Annotated in this window: 21 protein-coding genes; 9 read left to right on the forward strand and 12 right to left on the reverse strand. The window is 73.9% G+C overall.

From position 1 onward, the window contains the following. Positions 1-59: 59 nt before the first annotated feature. Positions 60-596 (forward strand): SigE family RNA polymerase sigma factor, encoded by a 537-nt coding sequence (locus ACTFTM_RS28870; protein ID WP_449563481.1) that lies wholly within the window; start codon positions 60-62, stop codon positions 594-596. After that, complete coding sequence (locus ACTFTM_RS28875) at positions 589-1,794, forward strand: hypothetical protein (protein WP_449563482.1); 1,206 nt, start codon at positions 589-591, stop codon at positions 1,792-1,794. The genes ACTFTM_RS28870 and ACTFTM_RS28875 overlap by 8 nt, the downstream gene beginning before the upstream one ends. A 47-nt stretch (positions 1,795-1,841) precedes the next feature. Here the strand turns inward: ACTFTM_RS28875 and ACTFTM_RS28880 are convergent, their stop codons facing one another. The 3 genes from ACTFTM_RS28880 to ACTFTM_RS28890 are packed head-to-tail and all read right to left on the reverse strand — an operon-like array spanning position 1,842 to position 5,155. Beyond that, entirely contained in the window at positions 1,842-3,350 is a 1,509-nt protein-coding gene (locus ACTFTM_RS28880) for a pyridoxal phosphate-dependent decarboxylase family protein (protein WP_449563483.1), read from the reverse strand. A 27-nt stretch (positions 3,351-3,377) separates the two neighbouring features. Then, complete coding sequence (locus ACTFTM_RS28885) at positions 3,378-4,808, reverse strand: MFS transporter (protein ID WP_449563484.1); 1,431 nt, start codon at positions 4,806-4,808, stop codon at positions 3,378-3,380. A gap of 32 nt (positions 4,809-4,840) precedes the next feature. Continuing rightward, the gene (locus tag ACTFTM_RS28890; protein WP_449563485.1) at positions 4,841-5,155 is read right to left on the reverse strand and encodes an MGMT family protein; all 315 of its coding nucleotides are present in this window, start codon (positions 5,153-5,155) and stop codon (positions 4,841-4,843) included. Between the two features lie 61 nt (positions 5,156-5,216). On the opposite strand from ACTFTM_RS28890, the gene proB reads away from it, so the two are divergent. Together proB and ACTFTM_RS28900 are read left to right on the forward strand one after the other, a co-directional pair. Further along, on the forward strand, positions 5,217-6,326 hold the full coding sequence (proB, locus tag ACTFTM_RS28895) for a glutamate 5-kinase (protein ID WP_449563486.1): 1,110 nt from the start codon (positions 5,217-5,219) through the stop codon (positions 6,324-6,326). A 10-nt stretch (positions 6,327-6,336) separates the two neighbouring features. After that, entirely contained in the window at positions 6,337-7,578 is a 1,242-nt protein-coding gene (locus ACTFTM_RS28900) for a glutamate-5-semialdehyde dehydrogenase (RefSeq protein ID WP_449563487.1), read from the forward strand. On the opposite strand, the gene ACTFTM_RS28905 is transcribed toward ACTFTM_RS28900, so the two are convergent. The 6 genes from ACTFTM_RS28905 to ACTFTM_RS28930 form a co-directional block, all read right to left on the reverse strand. Beyond that, positions 7,575-8,456 (reverse strand): prenyltransferase/squalene oxidase repeat-containing protein, encoded by an 882-nt coding sequence (locus tag ACTFTM_RS28905; protein ID WP_449566760.1) that lies wholly within the window; start codon positions 8,454-8,456, stop codon positions 7,575-7,577. The genes ACTFTM_RS28900 and ACTFTM_RS28905 overlap by 4 nt on opposite strands. A gap of 107 nt (positions 8,457-8,563) precedes the next feature. Next, entirely contained in the window at positions 8,564-9,745 is a 1,182-nt protein-coding gene (gene moeZ / locus ACTFTM_RS28910) for an adenylyltransferase/sulfurtransferase MoeZ (RefSeq protein WP_435208186.1), read from the reverse strand. A gap of 108 nt (positions 9,746-9,853) precedes the next feature. Beyond that, positions 9,854-10,681 (reverse strand): DUF3152 domain-containing protein, encoded by an 828-nt coding sequence (locus ACTFTM_RS28915; RefSeq protein WP_449563488.1) that lies wholly within the window; start codon positions 10,679-10,681, stop codon positions 9,854-9,856. Between the two features lie 76 nt (positions 10,682-10,757). Then, positions 10,758-11,597 (reverse strand): DUF3152 domain-containing protein, encoded by an 840-nt coding sequence (locus ACTFTM_RS28920; RefSeq protein ID WP_449563489.1) that lies wholly within the window; start codon positions 11,595-11,597, stop codon positions 10,758-10,760. Positions 11,598-11,602: 5 nt separating this feature from the next. Continuing rightward, positions 11,603-12,577: an alpha/beta fold hydrolase gene (locus ACTFTM_RS28925; RefSeq protein ID WP_449563490.1), complete on the reverse strand. Its 975-nt coding sequence runs from the start codon at positions 12,575-12,577 to the stop codon at positions 11,603-11,605. Positions 12,578-12,629: 52 nt separating this feature from the next. Continuing rightward, a complete protein-coding gene (locus tag ACTFTM_RS28930) occupies positions 12,630-16,112 on the reverse strand; it encodes a hypothetical protein (protein WP_449563491.1) in 3,483 nt (1,160 codons plus the stop codon). Positions 16,113-16,259: 147 nt separating this feature from the next. Between ACTFTM_RS28930 and ACTFTM_RS28935 the strand changes: the two genes are divergently transcribed. Together ACTFTM_RS28935 and ACTFTM_RS28940 are read left to right on the forward strand one after the other, a co-directional pair. After that, positions 16,260-16,898, forward strand: coding sequence for a TetR/AcrR family transcriptional regulator (locus tag ACTFTM_RS28935; protein WP_355053367.1), 639 nt, complete (start codon positions 16,260-16,262; stop codon positions 16,896-16,898). 61 nt (positions 16,899-16,959) lie between these two features. Next, on the forward strand, positions 16,960-17,187 hold the full coding sequence (locus ACTFTM_RS28940) for a DUF3107 domain-containing protein (protein WP_030329796.1): 228 nt from the start codon (positions 16,960-16,962) through the stop codon (positions 17,185-17,187). A 69-nt stretch (positions 17,188-17,256) separates the two neighbouring features. Here ACTFTM_RS28940 and ACTFTM_RS28945 read toward each other — a convergent pair whose 3' ends face one another. Continuing rightward, complete coding sequence (locus ACTFTM_RS28945) at positions 17,257-17,898, reverse strand: ferritin-like fold-containing protein (protein ID WP_449563492.1); 642 nt, start codon at positions 17,896-17,898, stop codon at positions 17,257-17,259. Positions 17,899-18,163: 265 nt separating this feature from the next. On the opposite strand from ACTFTM_RS28945, the gene ACTFTM_RS28950 reads away from it, so the two are divergent. Together ACTFTM_RS28950 and ACTFTM_RS28955 are read left to right on the forward strand one after the other, a co-directional pair. Further along, complete coding sequence (locus ACTFTM_RS28950) at positions 18,164-19,849, forward strand: DEAD/DEAH box helicase (protein WP_449563493.1); 1,686 nt, start codon at positions 18,164-18,166, stop codon at positions 19,847-19,849. A gap of 89 nt (positions 19,850-19,938) precedes the next feature. After that, positions 19,939-21,093 carry a class I SAM-dependent methyltransferase gene (locus tag ACTFTM_RS28955; RefSeq protein ID WP_449563494.1) on the forward strand — a complete coding sequence of 385 codons (1,155 nt, stop codon included), beginning with the start codon at positions 19,939-19,941 and terminating at the stop codon, positions 21,091-21,093. A gap of 34 nt (positions 21,094-21,127) precedes the next feature. Here the strand turns inward: ACTFTM_RS28955 and ACTFTM_RS28960 are convergent, their stop codons facing one another. After that, positions 21,128-21,568, reverse strand: a complete 441-nt coding sequence (locus tag ACTFTM_RS28960; RefSeq protein ID WP_449563495.1) for a hypothetical protein — start codon at positions 21,566-21,568, stop codon at positions 21,128-21,130. 238 nt (positions 21,569-21,806) lie between these two features. Between ACTFTM_RS28960 and ACTFTM_RS28965 the strand changes: the two genes are divergently transcribed. Then, complete coding sequence (locus ACTFTM_RS28965; protein WP_433535825.1) at positions 21,807-22,223, forward strand: helix-turn-helix domain-containing protein; 417 nt, start codon at positions 21,807-21,809, stop codon at positions 22,221-22,223. A gap of 122 nt (positions 22,224-22,345) precedes the next feature. On the opposite strand, the gene ACTFTM_RS28970 is transcribed toward ACTFTM_RS28965, so the two are convergent. Further along, positions 22,346-23,491 (reverse strand): hypothetical protein, encoded by a 1,146-nt coding sequence (locus tag ACTFTM_RS28970; RefSeq protein WP_449563496.1) that lies wholly within the window; start codon positions 23,489-23,491, stop codon positions 22,346-22,348. Between the last annotated feature and the right edge of the window lie 17 nt (positions 23,492-23,508).

Raw genomic sequence — 23,508 nt, forward strand, 5'->3', positions numbered from 1 at the left:
GAACACGCCGCCTGCGGCCACCACGGGGAGGACGAGTGCTTGTGACAGGAGAAGTACGGGTGGGCGGACCGCCCCCCGACCCGCCGGGAAGCCCTCTCCCCGCGACCGCCGAACTGGTCTTCGACGACTTCTACAACGCTCACTTCCGCTCGCTGGTGGTGCAGCTCACCGCGTACACGGGTGACCGTGGGCAGGCGCAGGACCTGGTTCAGGAGGCGTTCTGCCGGGCGTACGCCCACTGGGGTCGGCTCGCCCGGTACGACGATCCGCTGGCCTGGGTACGCCGGGTCGCCTGGAACCTCGGCCACAACCGCTGGCGGCGGCTGCGGACCGCGCAGGCCTGGCTGCTGCGGCAACGGGAGACGCACGTCGCCGAACCGAACCCGGACCGGGTCGCCCTCGACACCGCGCTGGCCAAGTTGCCGCCGAAGCAGCGTCGGGCGGTCGTGCTGCACTACCTCGCCGACCTCTCCGTCGCCGAGATCGCCGCCCAGGAACGGGTCGCCGAGGGAACCGTCAAGTCCTGGCTGCACCGGGGACGGGCGGCCCTCGCGACGCACCTGCGCGACACCACCGAGGAGGTGCGAGATGTCTGAGCAGGAGATCCTCGACCTCGCCGAAGAGTTCGCCCACTACCGCCGTACCGTGCTGGAGGAGGTGGAGGTGCCCGGGCCCGCCGCCGTGCGGCGGACGGTGCGGGGACGCGGCCGTCGACGGCTGGCGACCACCAGCGCGACGGTGCTCGCGCTGTTCGGCGGGGCCGCCCTCGGGTACGCGGCGATGAGCGGCCCGGACCGCGAGCCGGGCCCGGTCGACCCCACGCCGACCATTTCCGCGTCGCCCACGGCGAGCGGTTCGGCGAGCCCGGCCCCCAGCCCGTCCGTGACGAGCGGCAGCCCGACCGCCACCGCGCCGGGTAAGAAGATCACTCGGGCGCAACTGCTCGGCGCGTCGGTGACCCTGCCCGCGTGGCGGTCGGGACCGGGATGCCCGACGTCGGGCGTCCGGCTCAGTGCCGACGACCGCGAGGGCGTCAACTGGCTGCTGGCGTTCGACCAGGGGGACGTCGACGGTGACGGCACGGCCGAGGCGGTGGCCCTGGTGCAGTGCGTGCTCGGCAGCGGCGGACCCATGCAGGTGGTCGCCTTCGACCGCGACCAGCAGGGCAGGATCGTGACGCTCGGCCGGGTCGTCGCGACGAGCATCGACAAGCCGCAGTGGTTGTTCGCCCTCGACGTGGTGGACGACGGCACCGTACGGGTGCAGGTCGGGGACATCGCGCCCGGTGGCGGCTGGCCCGGTGAGTGGTCGCAGCGACAGTGGCGGGGCTACCGCCTCAAGGGCGGGTCCTTCGCGCAGGTCTCCGGGCCGTCGAGCTTCGGGCCGAACCCGCACGACGTCAACCTCGTGGTCAGCGCCACGAACCTGGTGCTGGCCGACGCGCCGGACGGTTCCCGGACCGGCACGATCACCGTGCGTGTCCGCAACGGGGGCAACGGACCCGCCGCCTACGTGGCCCTGCGGCTCGGCCTGCCGGAGGCAGTCCGCCCGGACGGTGACGGCTGGAAGGCCTGCCGCGACGATCCGGCGAAGACCGGATCACCGGTGACCTGCGACCTGAACCAGCTCGCGGCCGGCAAGGAGGTCCGGCTCACGCTCGGCTTCCGGGTCGCCGCGGGCGTCACGGTCGGCACGGGGAAGGCCGACGTGGACGCCCGCCCGATGAACGCGAGCTTCGACTTCGTGGAGGAGGTCTACGACCCCGACAACACGGTGGTCATCACCTACCGGTGAGCCGCACGTCCGGTGCCCCACCCCGAACCGGGTTGGGGCACCGGCGTTCATCCGCCCGAACCCCAGGTGGGGCGTTGCAGGAGCCCGACGAACTCGACCAGCAGCCGTTCCCGGAGCGCCGGCGCGGCGGCGTCGAGCAGCGTGTTCACGACCGCCATCCGCTCCGGCAGGGGACTGCCGGCGTCCGGACCGCTACCCAGGCCCAACCCGGCGGCCAGTCCGACCACCACCTCCGGCGTCAGGGCCTCGGGCGTGAGGACGCCGACCAGGGACGCCAGCTCGGCGGGCAGCCGCACCGGCCCGGTCGCGTGGGCCGCCGCCACCGCGGCGGCCAGATCCGGACCGAACTCGGCCACCCGGGGCGCGACCGACGCGGTCACCGTGAGATGCACACTGGCCGGCAGATCGCCGTACGACAGCTGGGGCTGGGTGTGCCAGCCCCGGGCGGTCAGCTCGTCGACCAGCACGAACAGGTCGGGGCCGCCCTCGGTGGCGGTGAAGCAGACCACCGTGGACTCCGGCTCGGCCATCAGCCGCAGCCCGTCGACGGCGCGGACCGCGTCGGCCAGGGCCGCGACCGCGTCCCGGGTGGTGGCGGCCAACCGCAGGTAACCGGCGTCACCCAGGTGCCGCAGGGTGGCGTACGCGGCGGCGATCGGCCCGCCCGAGCGGGTCGAGGCGATCACCGGGTTGATCATCGTGTAGCCGGGCCAGTCGGCGTACGCGAAGTACTGCGGCGCGCGGCCGGCGGCGTCCCGGTGCAGCAGCACCGACACGCCCTTCGGCGCGTACGCGTACTTGTGCAGGTCGACCGAGATGGACGTGACACCGGGAACCGTGAAGTCGAACGCCGGCACCGGCTCGCCGAGGCGACGCAGGTACGGCAGGGTCCAGCCGCCGAAGCAGGCGTCGACGTGGCAGCGCACTCCGGCCTCGGCGGCGGCGGCGGCGATCTCGGCGACCGGGTCCACCACCCCGTGCGCGTACGAGGGCGCGGAGCAGACGACCAGCACCGTGTCCGGCCCGATCGCGGCGGCCATCGCGGTGGGCTCGGGACGCAGCGTGTCCGGTGAGACCGGCACCACGTCCAGCGCCACCCGCAGGTAGTGCGCCGCCTTGGCGAACGCGGCGTGCGCCGTCGAGGGCACCACGATCCGGGGGGCGGCGATCTCCGGGTGGGCGTCCCGGGCCGCCTTGACGGCGAGGATCAGCGACTCGGTGCCACCGCTGGTGACGCTGCCGACGACGTCCGGCGCGGTCGTGCCGGGGCCGCCGCCGAGCACCCGGCCGGCCGCGCCGACGAGCGCGTTCTCCATGGCCAGCAGGGACGGGAACGCGGTCGGGTCGAGCCCGTTGACGTGGGCGCTCTCACGGTGTGCGGCGGCGGCGAGATCATCGAGCCCGGGCACCGCCGGGTCGTAGACGTAGGCGAACAGCCGCCCGCCGTGGGTGGGCCGGTCGGCCGCCCGCATCCGCCGAACCTCATCCAGCGCCTGCTCGGCGCTGACCCCGTCACCGGACAACGCGCCGGCCTCAACCCTGCTCTCGTCGATCATGGAACTGTGGTGCCCTTCTCGTGACGGTCAACGGCTTTCGTCCCCCACCACAACTCCATGATCGACCCGGGAAGCAGGCGCGGAAGCAGGCGCGGGAGCAGGCGCGGGGGTGGGCGCGGGGGTGGGGAGGGTGTAGCGGCGGAGCAGGAGGATGGGCGGAGCTATCAGGAGGGCCGGGATCAGGGTGAAGCCGAGCAGGACGCCCAGCCTCGCCGTGTCGGACTGGGCGGCCGACGTGCCGGTGTCGGAGGAGACGTAGCCGGAGACCTGCAGGACGAGGCCGTAGATGCCGGGGCCGAGGGCCAGGCCGAAGGTCTCCCCGGCGGTCCACAGGCCGGTGAAGACGCCCGCCTGCCGACGGCCGGTACGCGCCGTGTCGTACGCGATGCAGTCGGGGAGCATGGCCAGCGCGAACACCTGCTGCCCGGCGTACCCGACGCCGAGCACCGCGACCACCAGGTAGACGACGACCGGGGGCAGCACCGGGGCTGCGACCAGGGCGAACGCCCCGGCGGCGAGGATCAGCCCGGCGACGACCAGGGCGTTCCGTTTGCCCAGCCGGGCGCCGACCCGGGCCCAGAGCGGCATCACCAGCAGCGCCGGCCCGACGAAACAGGCGAAGAGCAACGTCGGCCCGTTCCGGTCGTCGCGCAGGATCTGCCCGGCGAAGTAGTTGACCCCGGCGAGGATGGTCGCCACCCCCACCGACTGCACCACGAAGCAGATCAGCAGCGCCCGGAACGGCCGGTTGGCCCCGGCCACCGCGAGCTGGGCACGCAGCGTCGGTTCGCTGACGCCGACCGCACCAGCCGGCGCGGACCGGGTGCCGAGGAACGCGCCGAGCGCGCCGACGGCGATGAGAGCCGCCACGAACAGGCCCATCCAGCGGTGCCCTGGCACGCCGTCGCCGCCGGCCGTCACCACCAACGGGGCGACCGCGCCGGAGATCAGGATGGCCAGGGCCAGCACGGCGATCCGCCAGGTCATCAGCCGGGTGCGTTCGGTGTGGTCGTCGGTCATCTCGGCGGGCATCGCCATGTACGGCACCTGGAAGAAGGCGAACGCGGTGGCGGTGGCCAGGAAGGCGAGCGCCACGTAGGTCGCGGCGGCCGGCCCGTTGCCGAACGGCGCCGCGAAGATGGCCGCGAAGAGCACGGCGAGCGCGAGACCGGCGGCGAGCAGGTACGGGCGGCGTGCGCCCCAGCGTGACCGGGTGCGATCGGAGATCCGGCCGGCGACCGGGTTCACCAGCACGTCCCATGCCTTCGGCAGCAGCACCAGCAGGGCGGCCACCCCGGCGGCGACGCCGAGCGTGTCGGTCAGGTAGGGCAGCAGCAGCAGGCCGGGCACGGTGCCGAACGCGCCGGTGGCCAGCGAGCCGAGCGCGTATCCGGCGTGCACCGGGCGGGGCAGCCGACCGGTTGCGGGCAGGCCGGCAGCACCCGGCGGCTGGTTCATGGGGCCGAATGTTACTCACGTTCTGTCGGGGGTCACATCCCCTCCTCGGGCGACCAACCCGCCGCCGCGATGTCCACCCCCGCACCGCGCAACGGCGTCCCCTCGGCCCGCAGCCGGGCCCACGCCTCGCGCTCGTGCCCCGGCGGCAACCGGCCCCCCGCGGTCACCACCCGGTGCCAGGGCACCGAGCCACCGTGCCGGGCCATGATGCTGCCCACCAGTCGCGCGGAGGAGCGACCCGAGCGTTCGGCCAGCGCGTCGGCGACCGCGCCGTACGACATCACCCGACCCTCCGGAATCCGCTCCACGAGGTCCAGCACCGCCTCGACGTACTCGTCAGGAGTCACAATCCGCCACCATATGGGAACGCCACCGGAGCACGCGGGCGTGAACACGCAGAATGAGCGGGTGCGCGACGCAGTCACGGCCGCTCGACGGATCGTCGTCAAGATCGGGTCCTCCTCGTTGACCACCGCGACCGGCGGTCTGGCCGACGAGCGGGTCGACGCGCTCGTCGACACCCTGGGCCGGCTCGGCGCCGAGGGACGCGAGGTCGTGCTGGTCTCCTCCGGCGCGATCGCCGCCGGCCTCGCCCCGCTCGGTCTGCCCCGACGTCCGCGCGACCTGGCCACCCAGCAGGCCGCCGCCAGCGTCGGCCAGGGCCTGCTGATCGGCAGGTACGCGGCCAGCTTCGCCCGGCACGGTCGCACCGTCGGCCAGGTCCTGCTCACCGTCGACGACGTGACCCGGCGGGCGCACTACCGCAACGCGTACCGCACCCTGCGCAAACTGCTCGACCTACGGGCGGTGCCGATCGTCAACGAGAACGACACGGTCGCCACCGAGGAGATCCGGTTCGGCGACAACGACCGGCTGGCCGCACTGGTGGCCGCACTGGTGCACGCCGACCTGCTGGTGCTCCTCTCCGACGTGGACGCGCTCTGGACCGGCGACCCGGCCCGTCCACAGTCGGTGCGGATCGCCGAGGTGCGCGGCGAGGAGGACCTCGCCGGAATCACCATCGGCGGCGCCGGCCGCTCCGGCGTCGGCACCGGCGGCATGGTGACCAAGGTCGAGGCGGCCCGCATCGCCACCGGCTTCGGCATCCCCGTGGTGCTCACCTCCGCGGACCTGGCAGCGCCGGCGCTGACCGGCGAGCCGGTCGGCACCCTGTTCCACCCGCAGCGGCATCGGCCGACGGCCCGGCTGTTCTGGCTGGCCCACGCCACCTCGCCCCGCGGTCGCCTGCACCTGGACCCGGGCGCGGTGGCCGCCGTCGTGGGGCGGCGCAAGTCGCTGCTGCCGGCCGGCATCACCGCCGTGGACGGCACCTTCACCGCCGGCGACCCGGTGGACCTGGTCGACACCGCCGGCGCGCCGGTCGCCCGCGGCCTGGTCAACTACGACGCGGTGGAGCTGCCCGGGCTGCTCGGCCGCTCCACCTCCGAACTCGCCGCGGCGCTCGGCCCGGCGTACGAACGGGAGGTCGTCCACCGTGACGATCTCGTACTGCTCTGAGGAGTCGATGATGAGCGTCGTTGAGCAGGCGCGACGGGCGCGGGACGCCGCCGCCGAGTTGGCCGTGGCCACCCGTACCGTCAAGGACGCCGCGCTGGTCGCGATGGCCGACGCGCTGGTGGCGCGTACCCCGGAGATCCTCGCCGCGAACGAGGCGGACCTGGCGGCCGGACGCGAGGCCGGGCTGAGCGCGGCCGTGCTGGACCGGCTCGCCCTGGACGAGGGCCGGGTGGCCGGCATCGCCGACGCGCTGCGCGAGATGGCCGCGCTGCCCGACCCGGTCGGCGAGGTGGTCCGCGGGTCCACCCTGCCCAACGGGCTGGAACTGCGCCAGATCCGGGTGCCGTTCGGGGTGGTCGGCATCATCTACGAGGCGCGGCCCAACGTGACGGTCGACGCGGCCGGCATCTGCCTCAAGTCCGGCAACGCGGCGCTGCTGCGGGGGTCGTCGTCGGCCGCACACTCGAACGCCGCGCTGGTCGCGGTGCTGCGGGACGCGGTCGCCGAGAGCGGCCTCCCGGCCGACGCGGTGCAGTTGCTCGACGCCGGTTCCCGCGACTCGGTGAAGGAGCTGATGCGCGCCCGCGGGCTCGTCGACGTGCTGATCCCGCGCGGTGGCGCGTCGCTGATCCGGACCGTGGTCGAGGAGTCGACGGTGCCGGTGATCGAGACCGGGGTGGGCAACTGCCACGTGTACGTCGATGCCGCCGCCGACCTGGCCAAGGCCGTCGCGGTGACGCTGAACGCCAAGACGCAGCGCCTCTCCACCTGCAACACCGCCGAGTCGCTGCTGGTGCACGCGGACGTCGCCGACGCGTTCCTGCCGCCGATGCTGGCCGCGTTCGCCGAGGCCGGCGTGACCGTGCACGGCTCCCCCGCGGTGGCCGCCCACTCGGCCGCCGTCGTTCCGGCCACCGAGGAGGACTACGCCACGGAGTACCTGTCGGCCGACATCTCGGTGGCGGTGGTGGACTCGCTGGACGAGGCGGTCGCGCACATCCGGCGCTTCGGCACCGGGCACACCGAGGCGATCATCACCGACTCGACGACCGCCGCCCGCGCGTTCGTGGCCCGGGTGGACGCGGCGGCGGTGATGGTGAACGCGTCGACCCGGTTCACCGACGGGGGCGAGTTCGGCTTCGGCGCGGAGATCGGCATCTCGACGCAGAAGCTGCACGCCCGGGGGCCGATGGGCCTACCCGAGCTGACCAGCACCAAGTACGTCGTCACCGGCGACGGGCACGTGCGCTAGTCGGCGGGGCGGCAGGCCCGGATCGCGGACAGCGTGGAGTGCACGTCGAACTGGTGGCCGTCGTCGCTCTCCCACCCGCCGTCGCTGCGCTGGGTCTCGGCGAGCCGCCGCAGGGCACGCGTCATCACCCAGTCGTGCGAGTCGATGCCGACCCGGCGCAGCGTGGCCGCCAGCCACGCCACGTCGCCCGCCGACATGGTGGCCATCCGTTCGGCGAGCACCACCTGGATCCGCGCCGACTCCTGGAACATGTCCTGCCGGTGCAGGACGGCCGCGCTCAGCCAGCCGGCGGCGAGGAACGACGGCCAACTCCCGTCCGGGCGTAGCCGCGCGACGATCGACTGGGCCGCGGCCTGCACCACACCGGCGTACGCCCCACCGACCCGGTGATCGAGCGGACCCGAGGCGCGGGCGTCCAGGCCGGCGACGGTGAGCCAGAAGCCGGCGTTGGCGGTAAGGAAGAGCTTGGCCTCCGGGTCACCGGGGCGGGCCCACTCGGGCGCCGAGCCGGCCAACGAGAGGTCCTCGTCCCACCCACCGTCGGGCTGCTGCCGGGAGGCCAACCAGTCCAGCGCACGCCGGGCGGCGGGACGACCCAGCGCGCCGAGGTCGTCCAGCTCGACGAGCCGGAAACACGTGGCGTCGACCGAGGCCACCTCGCCGCCCCAGGTCGCCGGCCAGCCGCCGTCGGGTGACTGGCCGACCTCGGCCGCGTCCAACAGCTCCGGCGGTGGGGGCGTGCCGTTGCGCAGCCAGGAGAGGCGGGCGCGTTCCACCGCGTCCCCGTGCGCCACGACGAACCCGATCGCGGCTTCCAAGTCGACCACGGCGGAGACGCTACCTGCGCAGACGCGATCCCGCCTCGGGGAATCGGCCAGCCGGAAATGGCTGCGTCGCTCTGCGCGCGGGTCTGGTCGGAGCCATCTGCGTCGATTGACGCGACGGGTCGGAGCCGGGACGACAGGGGCCGCCCCGGCTCCGCCGGTCAGTACGCGGGCAGCGACGGGTCGATCTGCTTGATCCAGGAGAGCACGCCGCCCTGCACGTGGACGGCGTCGCGGAACCCGGCCGACTTCAGCGCGGCGAGCGCCTCGGCGGAACGGACGCCGGACTTGCAGTGCAGCACGATCTGCTTGTCCTGCGGGAGCTTGGCGAGGGCCTCACCGGAGATGATGTCGCCCTTGGGGATCAGGGTGGCGCCGGGGATCCGGACGATCTCGTACTCGGCCGGCTCCCGTACGTCGACGAGGAAGATGTCCTTGCCGGCGTCCTGCCACTCCTTGAGCTCCAGGGCGGTGATGGTCGAGTCGAGCGTCGCCTCCTGGGCCTCGACCGAGACCGCGCCGCAGAAGTCCTCGTAGTCTTCCAGCAGGTCGGTGACGGTCGGGTTCTCGCCGCAGAGCACGCAGTTCGGGTCCTTCCGGACCTTGATCTTGCGGTACTCCATCTCGAGGGCGTCGTAGACCATGAGCCGGCCCACCAGCGGCTCGCCGATGCCGGTGAGCAGCTTGATCGCCTCGTTCACCTGGATCGAGCCGATCGACGCGCAGAGCACGCCGAGCACGCCACCCTCGGCGCAGGAGGGGACCATGCCGGGCGGCGGCGGCTCCGGGTAGAGGCAGCGGTAGCAGGGGCCGTGCTCGGCCCAGAACACCGACGCCTGCCCGTCGAACCGGTAGATCGAACCCCAGACGTACGGCTTGCCGAGCAGCACCGCGGCGTCGTTGACCATGTAGCGGGTGGCGAAGTTGTCGGTGCCGTCGACGATCAGGTCGTACTGGGCGAAGATCTCGCGGACGTTCTCCCGGTCCAACGCGGTGTTGTGGATCTCCACGTTGACCAGCGGGTTGATCTCGCGGATCGACGCGGCGGCGGACTCGGCCTTCGATCGGCCGACATCGGACACGCCGTGGATGACCTGGCGCTGGAGGTTGGACTCGTCGACGGTGTCGAAGTCGATGATGCCGAGCGTGCCGACCCCGGCAGCGGCCAGGTACAGCAGGGCCGGCGAGCCGAGGCCACCGGCGCCGACACAGAGCACCCGGGCGTTCTTCAGCCGCTTCTGCCCGGCCACCCCGACGTCCGGGATGATCAGGTGGCGCGAGTAGCGGCGGATCTCGTCAACGGTCAGCTCGGCGGCGGGCTCGACGAGCGGGGGCAACGACACGGTGGACTCCCCGGGATCGGCGGTGTGAACCGCGCCATTGTTGCTCGCCGGGGCCCGGCTCGGCCATGAGGGAGGACACGTGGTCCGCGATGCGGGAGCGGGAATAACTCAGGGGACGACGTCGCCGGCGTAACGACGGCCGTCGAGGTAGGGCCACGCGTTCGCCACACAGCCCTGGAGCCCGTACGTCTGCTGCTGCATCACCGGAGCGGGCTCGCCCGGGCCGGGGCACGCCTCGTGCTCGGCGCCGAACTCGTGACCGACCTCGTGGTTGACCACGTAGGTGCGGTACGTCTCCAACGGCGCGCCGTAGTCGGGCACCGCCTCCTGCCAGCGGGCCAGGTTGATGATGACCCGGCCGGGCAGCCGGCAGGACGTGTACCGCTCGGTGGTCAGCCCACCCTCGGCGCACATCCGCTCCGACGTGACCGGCGTGGCGAGGTAGATGGTGAAGTCGGCGGCCCGCGCGTCGGCCACCCGCTGCACGCGCAGCTCGCCGGAGGCGATCCAGCTACGGGGGTCGGCCAGCACCTCGTCCACCCGCGCCGCGAACGCGTCGGCGTCCTGGCCGCTGTCGCGCTCGACCACGACGCGGTACCGGCGCAGCGGCCCGTCCTCACCGTGCACGGCGGTTCCCCCGTCGGCGGCGGTGAACCGTCCCGCGCCGACCGACGGGTAGTCGCTGGGCACCGGGTGGGCCACCCCGCCGCCCTCGCCCATGCCGCCCGGCGTGGGGGTGGGCGGTACGTGTGTCGGCGGTTGGCCGGTGCGGGCGACGGTCACGCCGGCGGCGGCGGCGAGGACGAGCACGCCGAGCAGCAGAGTGCGGCGTCGGCGGCGGCGCATCCGTACGAGGGTGGGACGCGTGCCGTCGTACGCCGGCCCGGCCGGCGGTTCGGGCGGCTCGGGCGGGCCGTAAGGGGACGACGGCGTCATGACGTCCAGCGTGCCAGACTATTCGGGCAATTCTCCGCTTTTTGCCTCTATTATTGCAATACGTCTGACCGGTGTCTCAGAGCGGCGGCCCGGCGTAGCGCCGACCGTCGACGTACGGCCACGGATTGACCCGGCACCCGTTGAGGAAGAGCGTCTGCTGCATCATCACCGGCGCCGGGCGCCCCGCGCCCGGGCAGCGCTCGTGGTGGTGACCGAGCTGATGACCAACCTCGTGGTTCACCACGTACGTCCGGTACACCGACAACGGCACGCGCGCCGACACGTAGTGCGGCACCGACAACCGCCACCGGTCCAGATTGACGATCACCTGACCGGGCGCGCGGCACGAGGTGTACGGCCGCCCGTCGACCCGGATATCGACCCCACCCGCCGCGCACATCCGGCCCGCCGTACGGGCCGTCGCCAGGTAGACGGTGAAGTCCCGGGGAGCATCCCCCGGCACCTGCTGCAACCGCAGCCGACCGCTGTCGACCCAGCTACCCGGCCCGGTGAGCGCCACCTGGACGGCCTGCGCGAACGCGGCCACGTCCTCGTCGCTGCCCGACTCGACCGCCACCCGGTAACGACGCAGCCCACCCGCGCGGCCCAGGACCGGACCGGAACGGTCGTCGTGGTCGAACCGGCCGGTCCCCGCGCTCGGGACCGCACCCGGCATCCGCAGCACCGGCGACGCGCTCGGGGACGCCGCCACCGTGGCGCTCGGCGACGGACTCACCGACACCGGCAGCGGGCCCGCCACCAGCGGCGGCGCGGCGGCCTCCTCGGCGGTCAACCGATCGGACGGCTCGCCCCGCTCCTCGGCGACCACGGTCACCGCCGCGCCGATCGCCAGCACCACCGCCACCAACTGGGCGATCAGTGCGAAGCGTCGGTGGCGGGAAGCGGACCTGAACATCCGGCTCAGCCTGCCAGATCGGACCGCCGGACGGCGTCCCCCTTTTCGGTGAGCAGACCCACCACCGCACGGGCGACCAGCCGAGGCACCTCCAACTGCGCCACGTGGCCGACACCGTCGAGCATCAACAGGCGGCTGTCCGGAATGACCCGGGCGGTCTGCGGCGCGACCCGCACGTCGACCAGCCGGTCCTGCCGACCCCCCACCACAAGCGTCGGCGCGCGGACCGCTCCGGCAAGCCGCCACAGCGAACCCGACCCCGGCAGGTACGCCCGCAGGAAGCTGGAGACCAGACCCCGGAACGTCCGGACGTACGCGGCCGCGTAGTGCGCCTCCTCGTACCGCACCCGGATCTCCTGCAACGCCTCGGCCCGGCGCTGATCGCAGATCCGGGTGAGGTCGGCGACGCACGCCTCCAGCACCTGCTGGGCCATCACCTCCGGTGCGAGCTGCGTCAGATGCCGGGCGACCAGCCGCTCACCACCCGGAATCGCCAGCACCGGCAGCATCCTGCCCTGCAACGACCGCCGGAAATCCAGGAACGGCAGCGCCGGAGAGATCAGGGTGAGGGTGCGGACCAGGTCCGGCCGCAACCCCGCCACCTGGACCGAGACCGCGCCACCCAGCGAGTTGCCGAACAGGTGGACCGGCCCTCGACCGGAGTGCTCGATCCACCGGATGACCAGGTCGGCGAAAGCCGGGATCGTGTAACGCCGACCCGGGGCGCTGCGCCCGAATCCGGGCAGGTCGATGGCCTGGCCGTCCAACCGGTCGGCGAGCAGACCGGCCAGGTCGGTCCAGTTCTGCGACGAGCCGCCGAGCCCGTGCACGAACAGCGCCGGCTCCGCGCCCGTGCTCGTCGCCGGGGTGTCCCGCACGTACGTGACCTGGCCGTCGAGGCGGACCTCCCGGCCCGGCCACGGCGGCGGCACACCGGCGTCGGGAAGGAGATGGTCCGGCCAGAGGGTGGCGCGCTTCATTTCTCCAGTCTGCCTCGCACTCCTCACGGGCCAGTCCATGTGGACCGGGCCCTCAGGACAGCAGCGCCTCCAGCCGACGGTTGACCGCCGCGAGCGTGGCGCGGACCACCGCCTGCCGGGGGTCGCCGGCCACCAGAGCCGAGCCGGCGAGCTGCTCGACCCAGCCGTCGCAGACCAGCAGCACCACCACGGTGGCCACCTCGCAGTTGCCGAACGGCACCACCGCCGCGTGCTCGACGAAGCAGCGGCCACGCTCGGCGTTCTCGGCGCCGCGCAGCAACTCGTCGACGGCTGCGGCGGCGGCCACCGCGCAGAGCCGCAGCACGTAACCGTCCACCGCGGGCCCGGTCGCGTACCCGGCGGCGCTGCCGTCGCCGGCCAGCAGCCGTACCTCCACATTGGCGTCCAGACCGAAGGTGCTGACCTGCACGTGGTCGATGACCACGCGCGGCCCCGGCGCGCCGCCGGTGTCCAGGGGGCGGGAGGGCGCCGACTCCGTCGTGGTCACCTGACCACCGGAGTACGACGTACCGACCGTCGCCGGGCTGCCGGTGGCCCCACCGGCGGGCGCACCCGAGACCGAGCCGGGCTCCTCGACCGTGGCGCGGCCCCGGTGCGGGGCGCCCGTTCGCCGCCGGCGTGCGGCGTCGGAGCCGGTCCACTGCTCGGGGCTCGCCGGCGCGGCCTCCGCGGGACTGCCGCCCTCGGCGACACGCGAATTCGCGCCGGTGTTGCGCGGCTCGGCAGGTCGGGCCTCGGCGGATCGCGCGTTGGCGGGTTTCGCGCCGCCCGGCCGGGGCTCGGCGGGTCGCGGCTCGGCAGCGCGGCGGCGCACCGGCGCGGCCGGCGTGGTGGGCAGGCCGGGCACGTTCTGCGGTGCGGCGGCGAGCCCCATCCGTTCCTGGAGCAGCCGGGCGACCTGTCGGCTCACCTCGGCGGGGTCCGCGCCGTCGGCCAGGTCCAGCCGGAGGCTGTGCGCACCGGCCGGGGTACGACGCAGCGCCGCGTCCCGGACACCGGCCACCTCCCGGACGGCGTCCAGGATGGCGTTGACGTCGAATCCCTCGGGACGCTCCTGCAACGGGGCGGGCTCGTCGTCACGGCGCAGGTGGGTGGCGATGCGTGCGAGTTCGGGGGTCTCGGCGGGTGGTTCCACGGCTGGCGGCTCCGGCACGACGGGCACGTCCGGTTGCGCGGGGACGCGCTGCGGCAGTACCGCCGGTGTGTCGGGTCGTCGCCCGCCGGCGACGGGGTCGGCCGGCGACGCCGGGTCCGGGGCGGATCGACGGGCCGCGTACGCAGGGGTGGCCGCGGACGACGGCCGGTCGTGTCGTCCCGGCCCGCCAGTGGCCGCGGCCGGACCGGTGGCCGCCGGGGCGGTCGAGGCCGGTCCGACGGTCGACGGGTCGGGTGGCTCGGGGCTCGCCGGCCGGAGCCGGAACGGCGCGGTCGGTCGGACCGGGTTGGCCGACTCACCCGTCTCGCTCGCGCGCGCGGGGCTCACCGGACGGTTGGCCGGCCAGGAGGGGCGATCGGCCGCCGTGGCCGGCGGGATGCGCCCCTCGGACCAGTCCGGTCGCTCGCCGGCCGCGTTCGCCACGGGCGTCGGCGAGCTTCCCGCCCACGACGGACGCTCGGCCGCCGGCCGGACCGGTTTCGCCGGTGACGGCGTGCTCTGCGGCGGCGCGTCCACTACCGTCGCCGGCGGTCCGGCGGGCGCGGGTGGAGGGTCAACCGGCGCTGACGGGTCCACCGGCGCGGGGCCGGCCCAGGTTGGGCGGGCGGGCGTGCCGTCGGAGGCCTGCGCACCGGCCCAGGACGGGCGTGACGCTCCGAAGCTGCTCGGGGCCGGGTCGGACTCGCCGGCCCAGGGTGGGCGCGGCGGCGGGGGGAGCGCCGACGCCGGACCGGCCCAGGACGGACGTTCGGCGGAAGGCGGACCGCTGGTCGGCTCCGCCTGAGCGGCACTGATCGGCGCGGGGCCACCTGCCCAGGACGGACGCTCGGCGGCCGGCGGACCGCTGGTCGGCGCGGGGCCACCTGCCCAGGACGGACGCTCGGCGGCCGGCGCACCGCTGGTCGGCGCGGGACCACCGGCCCAGGACGGACGCTCGGCGGCCGGCGGACCGCTGGTCGGCGTGGAACCGGCCCAGGACGGGCGGTCGGCAGCAGTCGACGCGGCGGGCGCAGGCGTCCCGGGGCCGCCGGTGGGGGTGGGGTCCGCGACGCCCGCTCGGGATGCCGGGTCGGCCGACACGCTGCTCGGCACCGGCGCGGCCCAGGACGGACGGTCTCCGGGAGGCGCGGCGGCCGGCTCGGACGTCGGCCCACCGGCCCAGGACGGGCGCTCGGCCGGCTCGGAGCGGGAGACTGCCGGCGGCACGCCCGCCGGGGTGGTGGCGGGGGGTTCACCGGCCCAGGACGGGCGCGACGGCCTACCGCGGTCGGATGCCGCCTCGGCCTCGGGGGCGATGTCGTACGCGCGGGGCGGCTCGGCTGCCAGTGGCTCGTACGGACGGGTCGGCTCGGCCCGCACCGGCTCGTACGGCACGCTGGGCTCGGCGACCCAACCCGGCGCGGACTCGTCCCGCGCCGGCCGGTCGGACGGCTCGCCGTCCTGTCGGGACCAGGGTGGCGCCCATCCGCTGCCCCAGCTCGGGCGGTTCCAACTGGGCCCGGACCAGTCCGGCTCGACGGAGGAGGACTCGCCCGCGCGCCGGATGTCGGCGGAGGGCCGTTCCGGCTCGGGGTCGTCGCCGCGCCCCGGCTCGGCCGAAGCCTCTGGCGCGAGGGTGTCCCGCCGGGCACGCGATCCGGTCGCCGGGTCGTCGACGGCCGAGCGGTCGACGGCCGAGCGGTCGCCGGTGGGCGCCCGGAGACCGGGTGGCACCTCGAAGCCCGAGGCGGACGTGCCGACGGGCGGCACCTCAAGGGGCGCGGTGCCGGGCACGCCGGCATCGGCCCAGTGGGTGCCGCGCGGCGTCGTGGGTTCCGCGGTCAGGTGCCGGGCCCGGCCGGTGTCGGCCTCCCCCGACCCCTGCTCGGCGGGCGGCGCGGGGCGCTGGGCGGGCACCGCCAGGCGGCCGGCGCCCAGGTCGGGCCGGTCGTCGGTGGTCCGCCCCGGCGGCGCGCTCACCGGTGTCTGGCGACCGGACGACGGACCCACGCCGTTGATCTCGGCGTCCCCGTGGTGCACGCCGTTGACCACGCCATCACCGTCGACCTCGGCCTCGCCATGGTGGACGCCGTTGGTGTGGTGGCCGTTGACCCGGGCCGGCCGCTCGGCGTCGCCGGTCAGCCCGGGTAGCGGCGCGGGCAGGTCACCGTGTCTCGTGGAGGTCGTGCGCCAGCCGGACGCCGGGTCGGGCTGCCATCGTGGCGCCTGCTCCCCGGCCGTTTCTCCCTCGCCGGACGGTGACCACCCGCCCGTCGAGGGTGCCCACCCGCTGCCGGGACGACCCGGGTCGTCGTGCTGACCCGCTCCGTCACCGTGCTCTCCCGGGGTGGCGGCTCCGGGTTGCCCTGTTTCACTCACCGCGCGCTCCTTGGTCGCCCTCGCTGAGGCTACCGTGTGGGGAGAGTGGCGATAAGTTACAGCGGCGGGCCAATTCCACGACGCGGTCGGGGGCCGCCCCGGTCTGGGGGGAAAATGGCGGCTCGTACGAAGAACTCGGAGGATCCCATGACGGCTGTGGGGAACGGCGCACAGACCGCTGGCAGGCCCACGCGCCTGCCCCGCTCCGCGCGTCGTAAGCAGCTGCTCGCGGCGGCCCAGGAGGTGTTCGTCGCACAGGGCTACCACGCTGCGGCGATGGACGACATCGCCGAGCGGGCCGGGGTCTCCAAGCCGGTGCTCTACCAGCACTTCCCCGGGAAGATGGACCTCTACCTGGCGCTGCTGGACACGCACTGTGACGCCATCGTCGCTCAGGTGCAGGAGGCGATGCGGGGCACCAGCGACAACAAGGAACGGGTCAGCGCGTCGGTCCGCGCGTACTTCGACTTCGTCGATCACGAGAGCGAGGCGTTCCGCCTCGTCTTCGAGTCGGACCTGCGCAACGACCCGGCGGTACGGCAGCGGGTCGAGCGGGTCGAGCAGGGCTGTATCGCGGCGATCACCGACACGATCATCTCCGACACGGGCGTGAGCCGGTCGCACGCCGAGCTGCTCGCCTCCGGGCTGGTCGGCGCGGCGGAGACGGCCGCGCAGTTCTGGCTGGCCGGGGGCCGGCAGGTGCCGAAGGCGGAGGCCGAGGCGCTGGTCGCGGCGCTGTCGTGGCGGGGCATCGCGAGCTTCCCGCTGCAAGGTGAGTCAGCCTGACCGCCGCCCCCGTGATCGGATAGCCTTCGCAGGGCGGTTATCGCCCAGTTGAGGAGGCACAGTGGAGGTCAAGATCGGCGTGCAGTACGCGCCGCGCGAGCTGGTTCTGGACAGCGCGCAGTCGCCGGCCGAGATCGAGCAGATCGTGACCGACGCCTTCGCCGGTAACGGCGGCACGCTCTCCCTGACCGACGAGAAGGGCCGGCGGGTCATCGTTCCGGTCGAGAAGGTCGCCTACGTCGAGATCGCCGAGGCGTCCCCCCGAGCGGTTGGTTTCACCGTCCGCTGACCGGTCCGGCTGTCGCGGCAGGTCGCCGTCGGGCCACCTGCCGCGGGCCGGAACCGCATGGACGCGCGCTCAGTTGTTCAGTCCGACGGCGGCCATCCGCGCGGTGTGCGCCGCGGTGAGCCGCGCGAAGAGGCCGGGTACGTCGATCCGGTCGGCCTGCGTGATCAGCGTGGTGAGCGTGGCGCGTTCGGCGGCGACGCGGCCGGCTTGGGACAGTGCCTCCCCGACCAGTCGCCGGGCCCACATGGAGAGCCGGCCGGCCACCCGCGGATCCTCGGCGACGGCCGCCCGGATCTCGGTGGCGGCGAATTCCGCGTACCGGGAGTCGTGCAGCACGTCGAGCACCAGCACCCGGTCGGGCCCGTCCAGGGCGTCGGCGATCTCCCGGATGAAGTCGTCGGTGATGGCGTCGCCCACGTACGCCTTGGTAACGACCTCGGCCCAGTCCCGCGGCTCGGTGGAGTCGTGGTACGCCTGCAACGGCCGCACGTAGGGCGTCATGGCCTCCTCCGGCGGCACACCCAGCGCGGCGAGCCGGTCGGCGAGCCGCCGGTAGTTGTCGATCTCGGCCGCGGCCATCTGGTTCAACGCGACGCGCCGGCGCAGGTCCGGGGCGAGGCGCGCATCGGCGACCATGCGTTCGAAGGCGAGTAGTTCGCCGAAGGCGACCAGGCCCAGCAGGTCGGGGACGGCGGAGCCGGCGGTGGACACGAGCGCAGGCTACCGCGTGTGAGGCAGCTCACATTTAGTCGCCCCGCGTGGCGGCTGGCCGATCGGGAATCGGGACGTGAGCTTGCCTGTTCGGGTAGCATAGAGCAGTTGCCGTGGGCGCCGATCTGATCGACGTTCAGCCCGCGGCGCGCGTGCGGCCCGGTCCGGCTCGGCAGTCAGCCGCCGACCGTGTGGCCCGCGTCATACCGACCGCGCCCTGAGGACATGACGGGGCGCACCCACGAGAGGGCACCCCCACATCCACATGAGCGAGCTGACTCAAGATCTGATGGACGGCCAGGAACTGGCCCCCACCGCCCCGGTCCGACCGGAGGCACCCACCTTCGCCGCCCTCGGCGCCCGCGACGAGACCGTCGAGGCGCTGGCCGCGGCCGGCATCACCCGCGCCTTCGCCATCCAGGAGTACGCGATCCCGATCGCGCTGCGCGGCGTCGACCTCATCGGCCAGGCGCCCACCGGCACCGGCAAGACCCTCGGCTTCGGCGTACCCCTGCTGGAGCGCGTCTTCGCCCCGAGCGAGGGCGGCGACGGCGTCCCCCAGGCGCTTGTCGTCGTCCCGACCCGCGAGCTGGGTATCCAGGTCGCCAAGGACCTGGCCGCCGCCGGCCGGACGCGCGGCGTCCGCGTGCTGCCGATCTACGGCGGCGTGGCGTACGAGCCGCAGATCGACGCGCTGCGCAAGGGCGTCGAGATTCTGGTCGGCACCCCCGGCCGGCTGATGGATCTGCAGAAGCAGAAGCACCTCCGCCTCGACCGGGTGCGCGCGCTCGTCCTGGACGAGGCCGACCGCATGCTCGACCTGGGCTTCCTCGACGACGTCGAGAAGATCCTGGCGATGCTTCCGGAAGACCGGCAGACGATGCTCTTCTCGGCGACCATGCCGGACCCGATCGTCACACTGTCCCGGCGCTTCCTGCGCCAGCCGATGACGATCCACGCCGGGCACACCGCCGAGACCGGGCCGTCGCCGCAGACCCAGCAACTGGTCTACCGCACCCACTCGATGAACAAGGTCGAGGTGGTGGCGCGCATCCTCCAGGCCGAGGGCCGCGGGCTGACCATGATCTTCACCCGTACCAAGCGGGCCGCCGACCGGGTCGCCGAGGATCTCGACTTCCGGGGGTTCGCGGTCGCCGCCGTTCACGGTGACCTCGGCCAGGGCGCCCGGGAGCGGGCCCTGCGGGCCTTCCGCGCCGGCAAGATCGACATCCTGGTCGCGACCGACGTCGCGGCCCGGGGCCTGGACGTCACCGGCGTCACCCACGTCATCAACTACGACTGCCCGGAAGACCAGGACACCTACACCCACCGCATCGGTCGTACGGGCCGGGCCGGGGCGACCGGCGTCGCGGTGACCTTCGTCGACTGGGACGACATGCCGCGCTGGCGGATCATCGACAAGACCCTCGGTCTCGAGATGCCCGAGCCGCCGGAGACGTACCACACCTCCCCGCACCTCTACACCGACCTGCACATCTCGACCGAGGTCACCGGCACCCTTCCCACCGCCGAGCGCACGCGCGCCGGATTGTCCGCCGAGATCGAGGAAGACCTGGGCGGTACGACGCGCTCCCGCCGCGGTGACAGCGGCGGCCGGGGCTCCCGACGCGGTGAGAGCCGTGGCGAGGGCCGGGGCGAGCGACGCGGTCGGGGCGACGGTCGCCGGGACCGCACCGACGCCGGCACGCCGGCCCCCGAAGCGCCCGCGGACGCCGCTGGCGACGAGGGCACCCGCACCCCGCGCCGCCGGCGTCGCCGCCGGGCCGGCGAGACGGTGACCGGTGAGCCGACCGCGGTGATCTCGGCCGACGCGGCGCCCGTCGAGTCCGCCGACGCCGCCGAGGGCGAGGCGTCGAAGCCGCGCCGCCGCCGGCGCCGTCGTGGTGGCGGTTCCGGCGGGGGTACGCCGGCCGAGGCGACCGCGGACTGACGCAACGAGATCCATCCGACATCCCCCGCACCGCGCGAGCGGCACGGGGGATGTCGCCTTCTGCCCACCCACCTGCCGAAGATGGAACGATGCCGGAACCACTGGATGCCGCCCTCACCGAGGTCCGTGCCCTGCTGCTCGACCCCGCGCTGACCCGGGCGGTAGCCGCCGGGCGTCGCCGGGGCCACCGCCCCACCGTCGTACGGGCCGAGCTGCGGCCGGTGACGCTCAAGGCCGGCGCACGGCTGCAGATCGCCACCTCCGACGGTGTACGCCCGTACACCCGCAACGTCGCACCCGGCCCCGAAGCCGACGCGGCGGTCGACGAACTCCTGGCCGAGCCCTTCGGCAACTGGCACGTGGAGACGGCCGACGCGACCCTCCAACTCCGGGTGACGAAGTCCGGCGAGGCGCAGGTGCACCGCGCGGCGACGGCCCGACCGGCGGCAGAGCCGGGTGGAAACGACCGGGCGAAGGAGTACCTGCTCGATCCCGGCGACCCGATCTTCGCCGAGATCGGGGGTTCGGCGGCGAAACGCCGCCAGGTCGACGCGTTCCTGCGGGCCCTGGCGGCGACCCTGCCCGACGACCTGACCGGTCCGTTGCGGGTGGTCGACCTCGGCTGCGGCAACGCCTATCTGACCTTCGCGGCGTACCGCTACCTCGCCAGCCGGGGGCTCGATGTCGAGCTGGTCGGCGTGGACGTCCGGGAGGACCAGCGCCGGCGCAACACCGAGCTGGCGCAGCGACTGGGCTGGGCCGACAAGGTCAGCTTCGTTGCCGGCACGATCGCCGAGGCGGTCGTCGACCCGGCCCCGGACCTGGTGCTGGCGCTGCACGCCTGCGACACGGCCACCGACGAGGCGTTGGCCCGCGCGGTGCGCTGGCAGGCCCGCTGGATTCTCGCCGCGCCCTGCTGCCACCACGACCTCGCCAAGCAGCTACGCGCGCAGCCCACCCCGGCGCCGTACGAGCTGCTGACCCGGCAGGGCATCCTGCGCGAGCGCTTCGCCGACGTGCTCACCGACGCGCTGCGCGCCGGGCTGCTGCGGTCGCACGGTTACCGGGCCGAGGTGGTGGAGTTCGTCGACTCTCAGCACACTCCCCGCAACCTGCTCATCCGCGCCCGTCGTACGGGTGCCGTCGACCTGCGGCACACGGAGTACCGCGAGCTGGTCGACCAGTGGCAGGTCACGCCCCGGCTGGAGGTCCTTCTGGCCGCCGACGCGGAGCCCGTCGCCTAGCGGTCTTCGTCCGGCCTGCCGCAGGCCCCGGGCTTCAGCGTCGGCGGTCGGCGCTGCCGCCCCGGTCCCGGCCGCCGGTACGGTCGAATACCGACACCCGGTCCGCGCCGCTGCGTGTCGAGCGGTCGTCCTCGATCGAGCTGCTCGGGAAGGGCACCACCTTTCCCGAGCTCTCCGCGTTGCCGGCGGCCGTGAACGCGTTCCAGGAGATGTCGACGAGCAGCTTCTTCGTCTCGGCGTGCCGGACGGCCGCGTTCTGCTGCAACGCCATCCGGGCGCCCAGCACGACGGCGACCAGCGTGGTGGTGATCGCGCCGGTGGCGGCCAGCACGTGGGCGCCGGTCGCGGCGTCGGTGCGGAGCACCAGGATCAGCAACCAGATCCAGAACCCGGCGGCGAAGACGCCGGCCTTGGCGACGAAGAAGAGGCTCACCGCACCGGGCTGGTACGGCTGCGGACGGCGCGATTCGGCCATGGTGCTCCTCGGCGGTGGTCCGGACGAACGCGGCAGGCGCGTGTGCGCCGTGCCGGGACGGGCACCGAGCTTAGTGGAAGAACGATGATGATCGCTCGGTACCGGTCCGAATACTGCCCGAGGTGGAGTCTCACCGATGGGACAGTTTGTGCGGTCAGTCAGTGGTTTCCGATCCTCGGCGTACTACGCTCGGAGGCGCATCTTCCCAGTGCTCGGCCGGGAGGGAAAGACATACCGGATGGGTTCCGCAGACGTAACACCGCAGATGGCGTTCGCCCGCTTCGTCCGGCGGGCCATCGACGACGCCCGGGACGAGCGTGGATGGACCGTGACCGATCTCGCCGCGCACACGGGTGTGGGCCGCTCGACCGTGTTCCGTTGGCTCGCCGGTGACTGGCAGGACTACCCCGAACTGGCCAAGGTACGTGGCTTCTGCGCCGCCCTGGATCTGCCGGTGGCGGCCGCGTTCCGGGCTCTCGGACTGCCCGACGCGGGCCCGGCGCCCCGCCGGCGCAGCGACGACGGCCCGGTCGACGCCGACGTTCGCGCCATCCTGGACCGGCTGGCCGACCCCACCGTCCCGGCCGAGGAGAAGCACCACATCCGCGACCTGCTCCGCTACCTGGCCCGCCGCCCCACCCGCCGCGCCGGCTGACCCAGCTCCTCCCCCAGCGCCCCACAGCGCCGTTGATCATGAAGTTAGCGCCACGACACGCCGACGCGAGCGGCGACAACTTCATGATCAACCCGGCGACGGGGGGACGGCGGGGGCCGGGGTCAGGGGACGGTTAGGGTCAGTTCGGCGGTGTGGACCTTGGTGGCTACCTGGAAGTCCAGGTAGAGGCGGTAACGGCCGGGGCTGGGGACGGTCAACCAGAACTTGACCTGGCCGTCGGCCAACTCTGGTTCGGGGTGCACGTGCAGGTAGCCGAGGTCGCCCTCGCGCAGCGCCACCAGGTGCCCGTACGCGCCGAGGTAGCGCTCCAGCTCCGCGCCACCGTTCGGCCCGTCGATCCGGAAGGTCAGTGGCACCGTCACCCCGGCCTGCGGACTGCCCTGGTAGCCGACCGTGAACCCGTCCACCGTCGTCGAGGTCGCCGGCGCGGGTAGCGGACGCGGCTCGTACGCGCCCGGCACGACCAGGTCCACGCCGAGCGTCACGGCGCTCTGACCACCGTCGTCGGCGACCACGGTGAAGTCCGCGTACGCCCGCCAGACGCCGGGCTGCGCGAGGGTCACCGGCACCGACCAGACGCCGTCCGGTGTCATGGTCGGGTGCAGGTGCTGGTAGCCGGTCAGGTCCCGTCGGACCACGATGACGTGCATCGGCTTGTCGTGCACGACGGCGAAGCGGGTGACCGGTCGACGTTGCGCGTCGCGTACCTGAAAGCGCAGTTGCCCGGGGCGGCCCGCCGGGAACTCGGTGCCCAGTGGCACGAGCGTGTAGCCGGCCGAGCTGACCGACAATCCACCGGGTTCCGTGGCAGCACCCTGGTCGGCTCCCGCGACGGAACCGTGGTCGTGGGCAGCGGTGCCCGCCGGGTGGGTGTGGTCGGGGGTCAGCGCCGCGCCGCCGGTGGGGCCGCCGCCGACGCTGGTGCCGCCGTTCAGGCGACCGAGACCGAACCCGAGCAGGACGGCGAGCACCAGACCACCCACCACCAGCGCCAACCGGACCGTGCTCCGGTCGGGCCCACCGGCAACACCCGGAGCCGAGACGGCCGTGGCGGCGGGCCCGTCCGACAGCGCCTCGCCAGCCCGGTCGGCGGCGACGGTGCTCGCGTCCGACAGCGCCGCGCCCACCCGGTCGGAGTCGCGAGGGCTCCCGGCCGTCGGGGCCTCGCCCGCCTGGTCGGAGGCCACGGTGCTCCCGTCCGACGGGGGCGCGCCCGCCTGGTCAGGCACCGCCGGCGTCCAGCTCATCCCGCCACCGTACCGCC

This window comes from Micromonospora sp. RB23 (assembly GCF_053585025.1).

Bases quoted from the DNA above. Each gene is read 5' to 3' on its own strand.
- ACTFTM_RS28950 (WP_449563493.1), top strand. From the start codon at position 18,164: ATGAGCGAGCTGACTCAAGATCTGATGGACGGCCAGGAACTGGCCCCC.
- ACTFTM_RS28955 (WP_449563494.1), top strand. From the start codon at position 19,939: ATGCCGGAACCACTGGATGCCGCCCTCACCGAGGTCCGTGCCCTGCTG.
- ACTFTM_RS28900 (WP_449563487.1), top strand. From the start codon at position 6,337: ATGAGCGTCGTTGAGCAGGCGCGACGGGCGCGGGACGCCGCCGCCGAG.
- ACTFTM_RS28915 (WP_449563488.1), bottom strand. From the start codon at position 10,681: ATGACGCCGTCGTCCCCTTACGGCCCGCCCGAGCCGCCCGAACCGCCG.
- ACTFTM_RS28920 (WP_449563489.1), bottom strand. From the start codon at position 11,597: ATGTTCAGGTCCGCTTCCCGCCACCGACGCTTCGCACTGATCGCCCAG.
- ACTFTM_RS28885 (WP_449563484.1), bottom strand. From the start codon at position 4,808: ATGAACCAGCCGCCGGGTGCTGCCGGCCTGCCCGCAACCGGTCGGCTG.
- ACTFTM_RS28960 (WP_449563495.1), bottom strand. From the start codon at position 21,568: ATGGCCGAATCGCGCCGTCCGCAGCCGTACCAGCCCGGTGCGGTGAGC.
- ACTFTM_RS28970 (WP_449563496.1), bottom strand. From the start codon at position 23,491: ATGAGCTGGACGCCGGCGGTGCCTGACCAGGCGGGCGCGCCCCCGTCG.
- ACTFTM_RS28925 (WP_449563490.1), bottom strand. From the start codon at position 12,577: ATGAAGCGCGCCACCCTCTGGCCGGACCATCTCCTTCCCGACGCCGGT.
- ACTFTM_RS28875 (WP_449563482.1), top strand. From the start codon at position 589: ATGTCTGAGCAGGAGATCCTCGACCTCGCCGAAGAGTTCGCCCACTAC.
- ACTFTM_RS28880 (WP_449563483.1), bottom strand. From the start codon at position 3,350: ATGATCGACGAGAGCAGGGTTGAGGCCGGCGCGTTGTCCGGTGACGGG.
- ACTFTM_RS28935 (WP_355053367.1), top strand. From the start codon at position 16,260: ATGACGGCTGTGGGGAACGGCGCACAGACCGCTGGCAGGCCCACGCGC.
- ACTFTM_RS28965 (WP_433535825.1), top strand. From the start codon at position 21,807: ATGGGTTCCGCAGACGTAACACCGCAGATGGCGTTCGCCCGCTTCGTC.